This window comes from Streptomyces sp. NBC_01276, from assembly GCF_041435355.1.
Lineage (GTDB): Bacteria > Actinomycetota > Actinomycetes > Streptomycetales > Streptomycetaceae > Streptomyces.
Map to the genome: position 1 here is coordinate 5,082,271 of NZ_CP108442.1, position 15,348 is coordinate 5,097,618.

The 15,348-nt window shown below is 69.0% G+C and carries 18 protein-coding genes and 2 tRNA genes; 15 read left to right on the top strand and 5 right to left on the bottom strand.

The window, feature by feature from the left end:
• Positions 1–280 precede the first annotated feature (280 nt).
• From OG295_RS22745 to OG295_RS22755, 3 genes are all read right to left on the bottom strand, one after another.
• Complete coding sequence (locus OG295_RS22745) at positions 281–943, bottom strand: hypothetical protein (RefSeq protein ID WP_371678537.1); 663 nt, start codon at positions 941–943, stop codon at positions 281–283.
• 413 nt (positions 944–1,356) lie between these two features.
• Positions 1,357–1,809 carry a hypothetical protein gene (locus OG295_RS22750; RefSeq protein WP_371678538.1) on the bottom strand — a complete coding sequence of 151 codons (453 nt, stop codon included), beginning with the start codon at positions 1,807–1,809 and terminating at the stop codon, positions 1,357–1,359.
• Positions 1,810–1,853: 44 nt separating this feature from the next.
• On the bottom strand, positions 1,854–2,324 hold the full coding sequence (locus OG295_RS22755) for an NUDIX hydrolase (RefSeq protein WP_371678539.1): 471 nt from the start codon (positions 2,322–2,324) through the stop codon (positions 1,854–1,856).
• 18 nt (positions 2,325–2,342) lie between these two features.
• Between OG295_RS22755 and OG295_RS22760 the strand changes: the two genes are divergently transcribed.
• The 10 genes from OG295_RS22760 (at position 2,343) to OG295_RS22805 (ending at position 9,210) form a co-directional block, all read left to right on the top strand.
• The gene (locus OG295_RS22760) at positions 2,343–3,125 is read left to right on the top strand and encodes a GntR family transcriptional regulator (RefSeq protein WP_371678540.1); all 783 of its coding nucleotides are present in this window, start codon (positions 2,343–2,345) and stop codon (positions 3,123–3,125) included.
• A gap of 139 nt (positions 3,126–3,264) precedes the next feature.
• The gene (locus OG295_RS22765; protein WP_371678541.1) at positions 3,265–3,603 is read left to right on the top strand and encodes a hypothetical protein; all 339 of its coding nucleotides are present in this window, start codon (positions 3,265–3,267) and stop codon (positions 3,601–3,603) included.
• Between the two features lies 1 nt (position 3,604).
• A complete protein-coding gene (locus OG295_RS22770; protein ID WP_371678542.1) occupies positions 3,605–4,963 on the top strand; it encodes an FtsK/SpoIIIE domain-containing protein in 1,359 nt (452 codons plus the stop codon).
• Between the two features lie 78 nt (positions 4,964–5,041).
• Positions 5,042–5,671: a DUF2637 domain-containing protein gene (locus tag OG295_RS22775; RefSeq protein ID WP_371678543.1), complete on the top strand. Its 630-nt coding sequence runs from the start codon at positions 5,042–5,044 to the stop codon at positions 5,669–5,671.
• An 11-nt stretch (positions 5,672–5,682) separates the two neighbouring features.
• Entirely contained in the window at positions 5,683–5,874 is a 192-nt protein-coding gene (locus tag OG295_RS22780) for a mobile element transfer protein (RefSeq protein WP_371678544.1), read from the top strand.
• A 17-nt stretch (positions 5,875–5,891) separates the two neighbouring features.
• A complete protein-coding gene (locus OG295_RS22785; RefSeq protein WP_107087187.1) occupies positions 5,892–6,050 on the top strand; it encodes a hypothetical protein in 159 nt (52 codons plus the stop codon).
• A gap of 23 nt (positions 6,051–6,073) precedes the next feature.
• Entirely contained in the window at positions 6,074–6,388 is a 315-nt protein-coding gene (locus OG295_RS22790) for a hypothetical protein (RefSeq protein ID WP_371678545.1), read from the top strand.
• Positions 6,389–6,462: 74 nt separating this feature from the next.
• Positions 6,463–7,839: a replication initiator protein RepSA gene (gene repSA, locus OG295_RS22795; RefSeq protein ID WP_371678546.1), complete on the top strand. Its 1,377-nt coding sequence runs from the start codon at positions 6,463–6,465 to the stop codon at positions 7,837–7,839.
• The gene (locus tag OG295_RS22800) at positions 7,832–8,035 is read left to right on the top strand and encodes an excisionase family DNA-binding protein (RefSeq protein ID WP_362235102.1); all 204 of its coding nucleotides are present in this window, start codon (positions 7,832–7,834) and stop codon (positions 8,033–8,035) included. Before repSA ends, OG295_RS22800 begins: the two co-directional genes overlap by 8 nt.
• Positions 8,035–9,210: a tyrosine-type recombinase/integrase gene (locus OG295_RS22805; RefSeq protein ID WP_371678547.1), complete on the top strand. Its 1,176-nt coding sequence runs from the start codon at positions 8,035–8,037 to the stop codon at positions 9,208–9,210. Before OG295_RS22800 ends, OG295_RS22805 begins: the two co-directional genes overlap by 1 nt.
• 69 nt (positions 9,211–9,279) lie before the next feature.
• Here OG295_RS22805 and OG295_RS22810 read toward each other — a convergent pair.
• Positions 9,280–9,350, bottom strand: a tRNA-Gly gene (locus tag OG295_RS22810).
• A 180-nt stretch (positions 9,351–9,530) separates the two neighbouring features.
• Here OG295_RS22810 and OG295_RS22815 point away from each other — a divergent pair.
• The 5 genes from OG295_RS22815 to clpX all read left to right on the top strand — a co-directional run bounded on the left by OG295_RS22815 (position 9,531) and on the right by clpX (position 14,279).
• Positions 9,531–9,607: transfer RNA gene (locus OG295_RS22815), tRNA-Pro, on the top strand.
• A 179-nt stretch (positions 9,608–9,786) separates the two neighbouring features.
• Complete coding sequence (gene tig / locus OG295_RS22820) at positions 9,787–11,175, top strand: trigger factor (RefSeq protein WP_266839022.1); 1,389 nt, start codon at positions 9,787–9,789, stop codon at positions 11,173–11,175.
• Positions 11,176–11,466: 291 nt separating this feature from the next.
• Complete coding sequence (locus tag OG295_RS22825; protein ID WP_030229632.1) at positions 11,467–12,084, top strand: ATP-dependent Clp protease proteolytic subunit; 618 nt, start codon at positions 11,467–11,469, stop codon at positions 12,082–12,084.
• Positions 12,085–12,157: 73 nt separating this feature from the next.
• Positions 12,158–12,838, top strand: a complete 681-nt coding sequence (locus OG295_RS22830; RefSeq protein ID WP_371678548.1) for an ATP-dependent Clp protease proteolytic subunit — start codon at positions 12,158–12,160, stop codon at positions 12,836–12,838.
• Between the two features lie 154 nt (positions 12,839–12,992).
• Positions 12,993–14,279 (top strand): ATP-dependent Clp protease ATP-binding subunit ClpX, encoded by a 1,287-nt coding sequence (gene clpX, locus OG295_RS22835; protein WP_030229634.1) that lies wholly within the window; start codon positions 12,993–12,995, stop codon positions 14,277–14,279.
• 72 nt (positions 14,280–14,351) lie between these two features.
• Here clpX and OG295_RS22840 read toward each other — a convergent pair whose 3' ends face one another.
• Complete coding sequence (locus OG295_RS22840) at positions 14,352–15,326, bottom strand: hypothetical protein (RefSeq protein ID WP_371678549.1); 975 nt, start codon at positions 15,324–15,326, stop codon at positions 14,352–14,354.
• Positions 15,327–15,348: the final 22 nt, after the last annotated feature.

Here is a 15,348-nt window from a genome sequence, read left to right on the forward strand (position 1 = left end):
GCCGCTGGTGAATGGGGGGCGACGGAGGAACTGCGTGCGGCCCGGTGGGTGGCCAAAGGCGCTGTTGTGCGCCCCCCCTTGCGTCTGACGCCCTCTTGCGCGACACACGTTCCCAGCTGCACGGTTTCTTTGATGCTGCTTCGGCGCTTCGGTGCCGCGAGGGGGAGGGCGATGCCATGGGGTCAGCTACCGCGTGGGCGCGGAGGGCTTTTGGGGAGGTTGTGGATGATCTGGTGGACATCATCCCGGCTTACCTCCGGCGGGCTTCAGATCCAGTCTGTCAGAAGAGCCGTGGCTGATCGCCAAAGGCTTGAAGCCAGTCGATCAGTTCCCTGGAGCTCCGTACGAAGGCCCGTGCTGCCCTCGTGCTGACCACTTGCTCGCCGTGCGCTGCGCGGTTGCGGTGCTGGCTCATCTCGACAATGGAAGCCCTGATGTCGTGAGGCAGCGACAAAGCCTCCACAAGGTGTCTGGTCGGCAACCGGTGAAGCTCAGCCGGCCGCTCAGCTGCCTCCAGGCGGCGCAGCTCGGCCTCCACTCCGATGAACGCCGCGACAACGGCGGCGTCGGGATGGCTCTCCGCCAGTGTCAGAAGGGCGTCATCTTCTACAGGCGCTGTCCTGTAGTGCCCGCGGACATAGTGCCCACGCACGCGACGTCGTGGGGCCTGCTCAGAAGCCGCCTCATCGGGCCCGCCCGGCAACTCGGCTGCGTCGGATCCCGGTAGCTGAGGGTCAGTCACCTCGATCGGTGGGTGGCTGAGGAGAGCCGCCTCCACCCCCTCGCTCGCTTCAAGCACGCGCTCAGAGAACTCGGCATCGATTCCCGGGCCGCTAAGCATCCTTACTCGATGTATGAGGTCCCGGAATTGCCCACGGAACCCGTACACGATGGCCAACGTGGTAGCGGGCCAGATCAGGACCTTTAGGTACTCCAGCACCATGCGGGCAACATCCACTTGAGCATCATGCCGGACCGACAATCTCTGCGTGGCAGTTTGAGGGCTTCCCTAGGTAGGGGAGCTGTCCTCGGGCGTGACAGGAAACTACGACCTCAACCACCACTCACCCAAACTCCCATCCCGTCCGCCGTCGACCCACACGTATGTGGAGCGGACGCGGTGCCGGGCGTCCAGGTGGAGCGCGCCACTGTACGAACGACCTGGACGCCCGGTGCCGTGTCTGCTCGGCTTGCCTGGGTCGACGGTGGACGGGATGGGAGTTCCCCACCTCAACCCACCACGACCGGCACCCGCGAGCGGCGCCCCGTCCATCCCGGAGTCGGAGCGCCCCCGCCGGAGGCATGTCGGTGAGGGAGGGAATCCGCGCGCTCAGGGTTCAGCTCATGCCCTTGGGCCTATCCCGCCTTGCAGGGGCGGGCGTCGGCGGAGCGTGCGCGGAGCGGGCCGAAGGCAGGAGCGTCGCGCGGAGCGGCGCCGGGAAGCCCGCCCGGCGGAGCGGAGCGCAGCCGGGTGCTTGATGAAGTAGGGAAAGTCTTACCGCAGCGTTCGGCGCGGAACTTGTCGAGCAGCTCGAAGAAGAGATCCATCGGCGGCACGCCTCGGTCCTTGGCTTCGAGCTCGATGGCGTAGCCCCAGATCAGGCAGCCGTATTGGCCGTTGATCTGATGACGGAGCCACTCGTGAAAGGCTCCTTCGGCATCGAAGGCAGTCGAGCCCGCGGTGCCATGTATCTCTACAGCCACGTTGAAGCCGAGCAGGATCGATTGCAGGTGTAGGACCGAGGACTGGAAGGCGTACATGCCTGGTCGTAGGCGTATGTCTTCCAAGAAGTCGTACACGTCGCGCATCTCGTGAAACGGTCGGGGTGCGCGCCGCTTGCCCTCGGGTGCCGTCACGCCGAGGCCTGGAGGAGCTGGCGGCCGTCGTGGCTGCGGACGTGGGGGCCGTCTTCGTCCAGGGCGTCCAGGAGGCGGATCGCGTAGACCTCGGACATCTGGGACGAGATCTCTTCCGGGGTGAGCCACGTGACTGCGGTCGACTCCGCTGAGGTGCGCTCGGTGCCGCCCGTCGGGGTGCAGCGGAAGACCAGGGCGACGATGCCGCGGGTGGTGTTCTTGTAGACCCCGGTGAGGTCGTTGACCTCGACCTCGATGCCCGTCTCCTCCAGGACCTCGCGGCGAACGCCGGCCTCCGGGGGTTCGGTGAGTTCGAGGACTCCGCCCGGCAGTTCCCAAGTCCCGTTGTCCGCTCGGCGGATCGCCAGGAGTCGGCCGTCCTCGCGGAGGACTGCCCCGGCTACGGACACGGAGTGCAGTGGCGTTGACTTGGCCTGCGGGGAACCCGTACTCATGTACAGGAGCATAGGAGGAAGAGAAGGACTATGGGAACCGCAGTGGGAGGTGGCCGAGGGGCTGTGCCGCGCTACGTGCAGATCGCCGACGACATCGTTCAGCAGATCAGGGCCGGCGTACTGAAGGCCGGGGAGATGGTGCCGAGCGAATCCGAGCTGGTGGAGCGCTACGGCGTCGCCGGCGGGACGGTCCGCAAGGCCATGGTGGAGGTACGGGCCAGCGGGCTCGTCGAGACCCGGCACGGCAAGGGGTCCATCGTGAAGGCCCGGCCGGCAGTACGGCACCGGTCCTCGGACCGCTTCCGGCGTACGCACCGGCAGGAGGGCAGGGCGGCGTACCTCGCCGAGTCCGCGCAGTCCGGGGCCGAAGCCAAGGTGAGCGTGCTGTTCATCGGGCCCATGGAGGCGCCGGAGGGGATCGCGGAGCGGCTCGGCGTCGCCGCGGGGACCCAGGTGCTGGCTCGCCGGCGGCTCTACTTCCGCGACGGGACGCCCGTGGAGACGGCCAGCTCGTACCTGCCGTGGGACGTGGTGAAGGACATCCCGGAGCTGTTCGCCGAGAACCCTGGCCCCGGCGGCATCTACGCACGGCTGGAAGACCACGGACACGTCTTCGCCGAGTACGTGGAGACGCTCCAGGCCCGGCCCGCAGCGAAGGCCGAAGCCACCGAGCTGTCGCTGAGTCCCGGGGCCCCGGTCGTGCACCTGCTCCGCAACGCCGTCACGGACGAAGGCCGCGTGGTCGAGGTCTGCGACACCCTCATGGCCGCTGACCAGTTCGTCTTCGAGTACCGGATCCCCGCGCGCGACTGACGCCCGCTCAACTCCCCGCAGCCCGCCGCGAGTTTCTCTTCACGGCGGGTTGACTCATGTATAGGAGTGGGGCACTCTTCTTCATGTCACTCATATACATGAGTGACGGAGTCCGACCTCTATAGAGGAGTGATTTTCCGTGCGTCAGATCCCCGTCGACACCAGCGGCGCGACCGTGATGGTCGCCCAGCCCCCGCAGCTCAAGATGCGTGACAAGAAGACCGGTCAGGTCGCCGTCGACGCCGAGAGCGGCAGCAACCTCATGACGGTCGACGTGCTCTTCGTGATGAACGGCAACGCCGAGGTCGTCACCGTGACCGTGGCACAGCCCGACATCTCCGGTGACCTGGTCCTGGGGACCCCGGTCGCGCTGACCGGTCTCGTCGCCCGGCCGTGGGAGAACGAGTTCAACGGCCAGAAGCGCCACGGGCTCAGCTTCCGGGCCGTCGCCGTCACCTCGCTGGCCAAGGCGGGCTGACATGAGCGCTTTATGGGTCGCGCTGCTGGTGGTCCTGGCCCTCGCGATCGCCCTGCGCCGGCTGCGCCCCTCCTGGTACTGGATGACCTTCGGGGTCACCTTCGCGACCGTCCGCGTCCTGATCCGCTACCGCTCGGTCATGGACGCCTGCGGGCTCACCGTCCCGCCCTCCCGTTGGCAACTGGCCCTCGCCCGGATCGCCAACCGCCCCGTCCCTGAAGGTCGCTCGCCGCGCATCCTGCGGCTGAGGCCCACCGCGACCGGCTTGGTGCTCCGGCTCAAACTCCGTCCCGGCCAGGACGCGTTCGACTTCTCCGCCTCCTCGGACCGGCTCCGCCACTCCTTCACCCTGCACAACGTCGTCTCGCGAGAGATCCGGTCCGGCGTCGTGGAGCTGAGGATGACCGGCTACGACGTACTCAGGCGGGTGCGCATGCCGGTACCCCGGTCCGTCGAAGCGCTCCGCGTACCCGTGGCCCTGCGGGAGGGCGGTGAAGTCCACTACCGCGACTTCCGGCAGGTACCGCACGCGCTGAACGTCGGGGCCACGAAGTCGGGTAAGTCCGTCTACCAACGCACGCTCGTCGCCGGACTGGCACCGCAGAACGTCGCGCTCGTCGGCATCGACTGCAAGAACGGTGTGGAACTCTTCCCCCTGGCTGCCAGGTTCACCGCCCTGGCGGACAACCCGGGCGCCGCGGCTGACCTGCTGGCCGCGCTCGTCCAGTACATGGGCCGGGTGTACGAGGTCATCCGAGCCGAGCAGCGCATCAGCGTCGCCACGCCGGACGCGGAGATCACCGCCGACATCTGGGACCTGCCCGCGCACCTTCGCCCCGTTCCCGTCGTGCTCCTGGTGGACGAGGTCGCGGAGCTGGCCCTCGCCGCGAACAAGGCCGAAGAGGCCCGACGGGACCGGATCGTCACCGACCTCGTCCGTCTCGCCCAGCTCGGCCGCGCGGCCGGCATCCACCTGGAGATCTGCGGCCAGCGCTTTGGCTCCGAACTCGGCAAGGGCATCACCATGCTCCGCGCCCAGCTCACCGGCCGGACCGCCCACCGCGTCAACGACGAGACCTCCGCGAACATGGCCTTCGGGGACATCGCCCCGGACGCCGTCCTCGCCGCCGTACAGATCGACAAGGACCGCCCCGGCACCGCCGTGGCCGGCGACTCCTCCGGCGGCTGGACCCGCATCAGGGCCCCGCACACCACCCTCCGCGCAGCCGTGGACACCTGCAACGCCCACGCCTTCCGCACCCCGGAGATCCTCGAACTCGACGCCTTCCGGCCCGAACTCCCGGCCCGCGTCCTCATCGGCAAGGTCCAGCCCAAGCCCGCTGGAGCAAGCGCCTTCTAAGCGCCTGGCCCATCCCGGTCGGCGCGACGTCACCGCGCCAGGTCCCTACCCGCCCATGCCCGAAAGGAGGTGACCACCGTGACCCGCCTGGTTCGCCCGGACGCCGTCCTCGTCCAGGCCGTCATCGCCGGAGCCCTCTCCTTCGCCCACCTGCACGACCTCGCCGAAGCCGCCGGACAGGACGGCTGGAAGGCCTGGGCCTACCCGGTCAGCGTGGACCTGCTCCTGGTCGCCGCCTGGCACCGTCTCCGGACCCTGAGGGACGCGGGCGAACCCTCGCGCTCCGCCTGGTCCTGGTTCGCCGTCGCCCTCGCCGCCTCGCTCGGCGCGAACATCGCCACCGCCGGCCTGCTCGACCTGGGTGACGTCCCGGACTGGCTCCGGATCCTCGTCGCCGGATGGCCGGCGCTCGCCTTCCTCGGCGGGACGCTCCTGGTTCACCGGCCTACGCCGCCCAGCCCGCCGGCATCCGTACCTGCGGCGGCTCCGGAGCCCCGGCCCGACGGCGAGACCCCTCCGAGCCCGGTCCCCGAGCTGCCCACTCCGGCGCCCGCGCCCACGGCCCCGCCGGCCCTCGTCGCCCACGCCCGGAAGATCGCCGCCGATCACCGCACCCGCACCGGCTCGGACATCGACACCGAGACCCTGCGCGCCCGGCTCGGTGTCCCGGCCCCGCTCGCCGAGGCCATCAGCGCCCAGATCACCTGACAGGAGATCCCATGCCCGCCCGGATCAGCTTCCGCTCGCTCATGAAGATCGGCCCCGTCCAGATCGGCACCTACCGCGACCGCCACGGCCGCACCAAGGACGCCGCCGTCTGCACCAACGACAGCTGCGGCTGGTCCTCGGACTACAGCTCCTCGACCGCCGCCCAGCTCGCCGCCCGCTCCCACCGCTGCCGCGTCAGCTGATCCGAAAGGCCACCGCCATGGACGTCCCGCTCTGGCTCGCCCTCATCGTCGTCGGCGCCCTCGGGATCAAGCTCATCCGCCCGCCCTGGTGGCTCGTCGCCGTGATCCTCCTCGGCGGCTTCCTCCTCGCGGACAGCTTCCTCGCTCCGGCCATCGACACCGCGATCAACAAGTAGTCCGCCCCGGAAGGAGAACGCCCGTGTTCAAGCCCCAGTACCCCCGCCCCGACACCTACGCCCCGGCCACCATCCGCCCCACCCCCGCGCCGGTCGAGCAGCCCACGCCGACCCCGCTCCCGGCGAAGCCCCCGACCGCCCTCGGCGGGCTGGTCCAGCAGTCGCCCGGCACCGCGCTCGCCCTCGTCGCGGGCGGCATCGCCGGAGTCCTCGCCTTGGCCTCGGTCGCCGTCTCGCTCCTCCTGGCCGTCGCCGTCACCGCGGTCGCCCTGTCCGTCAGCGCCGTCGTCCTGCTCTTCCTCGTCCGGGCTCTGCGTCAGGAGTTCACGAGGCGCTGACCGCCCGCCGTCTTCCTCCCGCTCGCCATCGAACGGATCCGTGCCATGAACGAACCCCACCGGACGGTGACGGCATGACCCGCACCGCGACCGTCACACCCCTGGAGCCCGGTCTCCTCGCCGACATGGTGAAGGTGGCCGGAGCCCCCGGCTACCACCGCTGGGCCGACCAGATCCGGCGTACGGGCGGCTGCTCCGACCCGATCCACATCACGGGCTGGACCGTCGCCAAGGACAGGGCCACCAGCGAAGTCCTGAGCCGCTACTCCACTGCCGACGAACCCGGCGCCCGCCTCCGGATCGCCTGCGGCAACCGCCGTGCCTCCCGCTGCCCCGCCTGCGCCTGGACCTACTCCGGCGACACCTACCACCTGATCCGCGCCGGTCTGGCGGGCGACGACCGCCGCGACATCCCCGCCACCGTCCGCGAACACCCCCGCGTCTTCGCCACCCTCACCGCCCCCTCCTTCGGCCCGGTGCACAACCGGCCCACCGGTCGCCCCTGCCGGTGCGGCAGTCACCACCAGGAGGACGCGCCCGAACTCGGCACCGCCCTCGACCCGGACACCTACGACTACTCCGCCGCCGTCCTCTTCAACAACCACGCCGGACAGCTCTGGCAGCGCTTCACCACCCGCCTGCGCCGCGAGATCGCCGCCTCCGCCGGACTCACACAGCGGGAGCTGAAGGAAGTCGCCCGGATCTCCTACGGCAAGGTCGCCGAGTTCCAGAAGCGCGGGGCCATCCACTTCCACGCTGTGATCCGTGTCGACGGCCCCGGGGGACCGGCCGCCCCTCCGCCGGCCTGGGCCACGACCGAACTCCTCGACCGCGCGACCCGCGCCGCGGTAGCCCACTCCTACACCTCGGTCACCGCCCCGGCCGCCAGTGACCAGCCCGTCCGTACCTTCCGCTGGGGATCGCAGCTCGACATCCGCCCCATCAAGGCGTTCGGGGACGGCTCCGACATCACCGAGCAGGCCGTGGCCTCGTACGTAGCCAAGTACGCCACCAAAGCCGCCGAGAACACCGGCACCCTCGACCGCCGCATCGGCAACCGCGAAGCCCTCGCCATCCTCGGTGTCCCCGACCACGCCGCCCGCCTGATCGGCGCCTGCCTCGACCTGGACCCGCTCTACCCGGACCGCCGCCTCGCCGCCTGGGCCCACATGCTCGGCTTCCGAGGCCACTTCTCCACCAAGTCCCGCCAGTACTCGACCACCCTCGGTGCCCTCCGCCAGACCCGCGCCGACTACCGCGCCGCCCAGGAACGCGAAGCCCGCGGCTTGGACGACGTCGAGCCGGACACCGTGCTCGTCCTCGCCTCCTGGCAGTACGCCGGCCACGGACATGGCCCGGGGGAGTCGGTACTCGCCGCCACCATCGCCCGCGGCATTCAGCTGAACCGCCGGACCGCCCGCGAAGCCCTGCAAGGAGAGCAGCATGAATGAGCGTTTCCTCAGCGTCGTCCAGGTCGCCGAACTGCTCGGCACCACCGTGCGGTTCCCGCGACGCCTCGTCGAGGAGCGGCGGATCACCTACGTGAAGGTCGGTCGGCACGTCCGCATCCCCGAGAGCGCCGTCCGGGCCTACATCGACGCCCACACCGTCGAGCCGCGTCGCCGCCGTCTGGGGGTGGCTGCCTGATGGCCGGGAAACGCCGCCAGTTCGGCCGGGTCCGCAAGCTGCCCTCCGGCCGGTACCAGGCCCGGTACCTCGGCCCGGACGGACAGCTCCGCCCAGCACCCGAGACCTTCCGCACCAAGAAGGACGCGGACGACTGGCTCGCCGACAAGCAGACCGAGATGCGCAAGGGCGACTGGCACGACCCGGACGCCGGGAAGATCGCCTTCGGGCCGTACGCCGTCACCTGGATCAAGGAGCGCGAGCTGACCAGCACCACACGACAGCTCTACGGCTCGCTCCTGAAGCACCACCTGGAGCCCGTCCTCGGCGCCGTCAACTTGACGGAGATCTCGCCGCCCCTCGTACGCGGCTGGCGCGCCGACAAGCTCGCCTCCGGTACCGGGCCCACCACCGTGGCCAAGGCCTACGCCCTGCTCCGGGCCATCCTGGGCACGGCCGTGTCCGACGAGGTGATCCGGCGGAACCCGTGCCAGGTCAAGGGCGCCAGCACCGTGCACACCCCGGAGCGCCCCACCGCCACGGTCAAGGAGGTGTACGCCCTGGCCGAGGCCATCCAGCCGCGGTTTCGGGCTCTCGTACTCATGGCCGGATTCCTCGGGTTGCGGTGGGGCGAGCTGATCGGTCTCCACCGGCGGGACGTGGACCTGGAGAACCGGACCGTGCGTGTCCGGAGGGCCGTCGCCGAGCTGGGCAACGGGCAGAGGGAGATCAAGGCGCCCAAGAGCGCCGCGGGCAAGAGAACCGTCTCCATCCCCGGCGTGATCCTCCCGGAACTCCACGATCACCTGAAGCGGTACGCCGAGGCCGGCGCCGACGGGCGCGTCTTCGTAGGGGCCAAGGGGGCGACCCCGCGCCGGAACCACTTCAACCGGCTGTGGCACAAGGCATGCCTGGAGGCAGGGGTCAAGGAGCTGCACTTCCATGATCTCCGGCACACCGGCAACACGCTGGCCGCCTCGACTGGAGCCAGTACGCGGGAGTTGATGACGCGTATGGGCCACAGCACCGCCCGCGCCGCACTGATCTACCAACACGCCAGCGCCGACCGGGACCGGCTGATCGCCGACGCCCTGAGCGGACTCGTGAGCAAGGGCCGCGAGAGCGGTCAGAAGGCCGTGGGGGACACGGAAGAAGATCCACAGCGGAAGGGGCACGCAGGGGGCACGGCGAGCTGATCGCCGCCCCGGGAACGGCGAAGGGCCAGGTCGAGGAGATCTCCTCTGACCTGGCCCTTTCGGCTTCAGAGCGGGTGACGGGAATCGAACCCGCGTAGCTAGTTTGGAAGACTAGGGCTCTACCATTGAGCTACACCCGCAACATGCGCGCCGCAGGTCCGGGGACCGTGGCACGGACAGCATCCTAGCGGGTCGCGCAGGGTGAGCGCACACCCCTTTCCCGTCGCCGTGTCCGGCGTCGGAGCCGCGCGCGCGTGCGGCGCCCGGAAAACCGCGCGCATCAGAGGGTCTCCGGGCATGTACCCTACGTGTCGCACCGACGGGGTGTGGCGCAGCTTGGTAGCGCGTCCGCTTTGGGAGCGGAAGGTCGTCGGTTCGAATCCGGCCACCCCGACCATCCAGTACCGCCTGCACCAAGATCACGGATCGAAGATCGCGTTGTGGGCTGATTGCCGCTTGCGGTTACTATGCAAGCTGCGTGCCCGTGTGTCTGATGTACCGGGCCGAATCCGTCGAACCGCTGAATCGCAGCGTTCCGGCAGAACCCCAAGCAGTCAGCCACAAGGAGACCGAACCGTGAAGAGCGCCGTGGAGACCCTGAACCCGACTCGGGTTCGGCTCACTGTTGAGGTGCCCTTCGAGGAGCTCAAGGACAGCCTCGACGCGGCGTACAAGAAGATCAACCAGCAGGTCACGGTGAAGGGCTTCCGCAAGGGCAAGATCCCCGCGCGCGTCATCGACCAGCGCTTCGGCCGCGGTGCGGTGCTGGAGGAGGCCGTCAACGACGCCCTCCCGAAGTTCTACACCGAGGCGGTCAACGAGGCCGACCTGAACCCGCTGGGCCAGCCCGAGGTCGACATCACGGAGCTGAAGGACGGCGAGCTGCTCGCCTTCACCGCCGAGGTCGACGTGCGCCCCGAGATCGAGATCCCGGACTACTCCGGCATCGAGGTCGAGGTCGACGCCATCGAGGTCTCCGACGAGGACGTCGAGAAGTCGGTCGAGCAGCTGCGCGGCCGCTTCGCGTCCACCAAGGACGTCGAGCGCGCCGCCCAGGACGGCGACGTCGTCACCATCGACCTGGAGGCCAAGGTCGACGGAGAGGTGCTGGAGGACGGTGTCGCCAGCGACGTGTCCTACACCATCGGCTCGGGCGAGCTCCTCGACGGCATCGACGAGGCCGTCAAGGGCCTGGAGGCCGGTGGCGAGGCCACCTTCACCTCCCAGCTGAAGGGCGGCTCCGCCGAGGGCAAGGACGCCGAGGTCACCGTCAAGGTCACCAAGGTCTCCGCCCGTGAGCTGCCGGAGCTGGACGACGAGTTCGCCCAGATGGCGAGCGAGTTCGACACCCTCGAGGAGCTCAAGGCGGACAGCCGCAAGCGCCTGGAGAACATGAAGCAGTACGACCAGGCCACCCAGGCCCAGGAGCGCGTGCTGGAGAAGTTCCTGGAGCTCGCGGAGATCCCCGTCCCCGAGAAGCTGCTCGCGGACGAGGTCCAGACCCGCAAGCACAACCTGGAGCACCACCAGCTCGGCCAGATGGGCCTGAACCTGGAGAAGTTCCTGGAGATCCAGGGCAAGACGGTCGAGGAGTTCGACGCCGAGACCGCCGAGCAGGCCGTCAAGGGCATCAAGACCCAGTTCCTGCTGGACGCCCTGGTCAACAAGGAGAAGCTGGGCGTCAACCAGGAGGAGCTCACCGAGCACCTCATGCGCCGCGCGCAGTCCTCGGGCATGTCCCCGGACCAGTTCGCCCAGGCCGTCGTCGAGGGTGGCCAGGTGCCGATGCTCGTCGGCGAGGTCGCCCGCGGCAAGGCCCTCGCGGTCGTCGTCGAGAAGGCCAAGGTCGTCGACACCAACGGTGAGGTCATCGACCTCTCCGACGAGGACGAGACCGAGGCCGCCGTCGAGGTCGTCGAGGACGCCGTCGACGGTGACACCGAGGTGAAGGCCGAAGAGGCCTAGGCAACACCCCTGGGCCGAGCCCGTGGAGCAGTAGTGGCAAGGGTCCGGACGCGGTCGCGTCCGGGCCCTTCGCCGTCCCTTCGTGACCCTCCTCGTGGGGCCCGGTCACCTTGCGCTCCGAGCGAACAGTTCGGGAAGCGGGATGGCGTTGTCCTACCTGCGCGTTAGGGTCCATGAATACGAGGGCACGGGAGTACCCGAAGCCGGCGGGCATCGCCCCACCGGTAGGTCCGCGCCCCAGAACGAGACGCTGAGACGGCATGTGGCCGTCGGAGACGAGCAGGTGGATACGTGACGAATCTGAAGCCTTACGCCGCGGGTGAGCCGTCCATCGGTGGCGGCCTCGGCGACCATGTCTACAACCGGCTGCTCGGCGAGCGCATCATCTTCCTCGGCCAGCAGGTCGACGACGACATCGCGAACAAGATCACGGCGCAGCTCCTCCTCCTGGCCGCCGAGCCGGAGAAGGACATCTACCTGTACATCAACAGCCCCGGTGGCTCGGTGACGGCGGGCATGGCGGTCTACGACACCATGCAGTACATCCCGAACGACGTCGTCACCATCGGCATGGGAATGGCGGCCTCCATGGGCCAGTTCCTGCTCACCGGCGGCACCGCCGGCAAGCGCTTCTCCCTGCCGAACACCGACATCCTGATGCACCAGGGCTCCGCCGGCATCGGCGGCACCGCCTCGGACATCAAGATCCAGGCCCAGTACCTGCTGCGCACCAAGCAGCGCATGGCTGAGATCACCGCGCACCACTCGGGCCAGACCGTGGAGGCGATCATCCGCGACGGCGACCGCGACCGCTGGTTCACGGCGGAGGAGGCCAAGGCGTACGGCCTGATCGACGAGATCATCTCGGCCGCCTCCCTGGTTCCCGGCGGCGGCGGCACCGGGGCCTGATCCCGGCCCCGGCGTACGGCCCTCCGTACCGCCCGCCCGCACAGGCACCCTCAGCCCGCAGAACGCCACCAGGATGGTGAACACCCAGATGCAGAACAACTTCTCCGCGAACTTCTCCGCGAGCGGCCTCTACTCCGGCCCGCAGGTGGACAACCGCTACGTCATCCCGCGCTTCGTCGAGCGCACCTCGCAGGGCGTGCGCGAGTACGACCCGTACGCGAAGCTCTTCGAGGAGCGCGTCATCTTCCTCGGCGTGCAGATCGACGACGCCTCCGCCAACGACGTCATGGCGCAGCTGCTGTGCCTGGAGTCGATGGACCCGGACCGCGACATCTCGATCTACATCAACAGCCCCGGTGGTTCCTTCACCGCGCTGACGGCGATCTACGACACGATGCAGTTCGTGAAGCCGGACATCCAGACGGTCTGCATGGGCCAGGCGGCCTCCGCCGCCGCCGTCCTGCTGGCCGCCGGTACCCCCGGCAAGCGCATGGCGCTGCCGAACGCCCGCGTGCTGATCCACCAGCCCTCGGGCGGCACCGGCCGTGAGCAGCTCTCCGACCTGGAGATCGCGGCCAACGAGATCCTGCGCATGCGCGACCAGCTGGAGGCCATGCTGGCCAAGCACTCGACCACGCCGATCGAGAAGATCCGCGAGGACATCGAGCGCGACAAGATCCTGACGGCCGAGGACGCTCTCGCGTACGGCCTGATCGACCAGATCGTCTCCACCCGCAAGAGCAGCGCGGTCTGATCCTTGCCGTCAGTTGACGTGGGCGCGTCGTCGCATTGGGCGATGTGAACCACGTCAAGGGGGCCCCGCTCGGGGCCCCCGGCAAGGTACCGTCGGATATGAGGCACCAGGAGTCGCTGAACCAAGCGTCTCCCAGGCGAAGGGGAAGCACCTCGTGGCACGCATCGGTGACGGCGGCGATCTGCTCAAGTGCTCGTTCTGCGGAAAGAGCCAGAAGCAGGTGAAGAAGCTCATCGCAGGACCCGGTGTGTACATCTGCGACGAGTGCATCGACCTCTGCAACGAGATCATCGAAGAGGAACTCGCGGAAACCTCCGAGGTCCGGTGGGAGGAACTCCCCAAGCCCCGTGAGATCTACGAGTTCCTGGAGAGCTACGTCGTCGGCCAGGAGCCGGCGAAGAAGGCGCTCTCGGTAGCGGTCTACAACCACTACAAGCGGGTCCAGGCCGGCGAGAACGGCGGCGCGCAGGGCCGTGACGACGCGATCGAACTCGCGAAGTCCAACATCCTGCTGCTCGGCCCCACCGGCTCCGGCAAGACCCTGCTCGCGCAGACGCTCGCCCGCATGCTCAACGTCCCGTTCGCCATCGCGGACGCGACGGCGCTGACGGAGGCCGGGTACGTCGGTGAGGACGTCGAGAACATCCTGCTGAAGCTGATCCAGGCGGCGGACTACGACGTCAAGAAGGCCGAGACCGGGATCATCTACATCGACGAGATCGACAAGGTCGCCCGCAAGAGCGAGAACCCGTCGATCACGCGCGACGTCTCGGGCGAGGGCGTGCAGCAGGCCCTGCTGAAGATCCTGGAAGGCACGACGGCCTCCGTCCCGCCGCAGGGCGGACGCAAGCACCCGCACCAGGAGTTCATCCAGATCGACACGACGAACGTGCTCTTCATCGTGGGCGGCGCCTTCGCCGGCCTGGAGAAGATCATCGAGTCGCGCGCGGGCGCCAAGGGCATCGGCTTCGGGGCGACGATCCGCTCGAAGCGCGAGATCGAGGCGAGCGACCAGTTCCAGGAGGTCATGCCGGAGGACCTGGTGAAGTTCGGGATGATCCCCGAGTTCATCGGCCGCCTGCCCGTCCTGACCTCGGTGCACAACCTGGACCGCGAGGCGCTCCTCCAGATCCTGGTGGAGCCGCGCAACGCCCTGGTGAAGCAGTACCAGCGCCTGTTCGAACTCGACGGCGTGGAGCTGGACTTCGAGCGCGAGGCCCTCGAAGCCATCGCGGACCAGGCGATCCTCCGCCAGACCGGCGCGCGCGGCCTGCGCGCCATCATGGAAGAGGTCCTGATGTCGGTGATGTACGAGGTCCCGTCCCGCAAGGACGTGGCCCGCGTGGTCATCACCGCCGACGTGGTCCGCTCCAACGTCAACCCGACGCTGGTCCCCCGCATCGTCCCGAAGGACCAGGGCCCGCACGAGAAGTCGGCGTAGCCGGTCGTCCGTCGTACGCAGAAGGGGCGCTCCTGATCGGGAGCGCCCCTTCTGCGTATGTCCTGCCGACCGCTACTTCTTGACGCGGGCGGTGTTGTACAGCTTCGCGGCGAGGTCCGCGGTCTGCTCCAGGGTGTAGCCGGGCTTGCCCGCGAGGAGGGAAGCCGCGTCACTGGCGCTCACTGCGGCCAGGGTGCTGTAGTCACCCCAAATGCAGACGGGCAGGGTGAATTCCTTGATCCCCTTGGTCGCCGTCGGGTCCTTCGGGGTGGCCTTGATCTCCTGGCACTTGAGCACTGCGCCCTTGAAGCCCGCCGGGGTGAACGACTTGGGACTGCCCACGAGCTCGACCGTCGACTTGTCGTTCTTCTGCGCGGCGTTCATCTTGAACAGGGCGAAGTAGGCGTCCACCGACTTCTCGGGGTCGGCGAGTTCACCGTAGAGACCGCTGAAGGTGAGGCTCTTGGCGGTCAGCAGGTTCTTCGGGTCGCCGGCCTTGTAGCTCATGCCCACCTGGGTGGGGTTCTTGATGCCCGCGGCTTCGGCTTCCTGCTTGTCCTTGTCGCTGATGGGCTGCTCTTTGTATTCCGGGTTCTTCTGGAACTCGCCCACCGACTCCGGGGCCACCAGCTTGTAGCCCTTCGTGGCGTCCGAGACCGAGCCGCCCGAGCCGCCGCCCAGGAACCACCAGCCGGCGCCGCCGATCACGGCCACGACCAGGACCACCGCGATGACCGGGCCGGCCTTGGACTTCTTCGGGGGCTGCGGCGGGGGCATGTACCCCTGCTGCGGGGGCTGCTGGTAGCCGTACGCGGGCTGGGGCTGCTGCGGGGGCTGCTGCTGGTAGCCGCCCTGCTGGGGGAAGGCCGGCGGCGGGGGCGGGGACTGCTGCGGGTAGCCGGGCGGGGGCGGGGCCTGCTGGGGGTAGCCGTAGCCCGGCTGCGGGGCCTGCTGGCCGTACGGGCCGGGCGGCGGCGGGGGCTGCTGCCCGTAGGGACCCGGCTGCTGCGGCTGCTGCCCGTACGGACCTGGCTGGTTGTAACTCATCCCGCGTCCCCCTGTGAGGTTT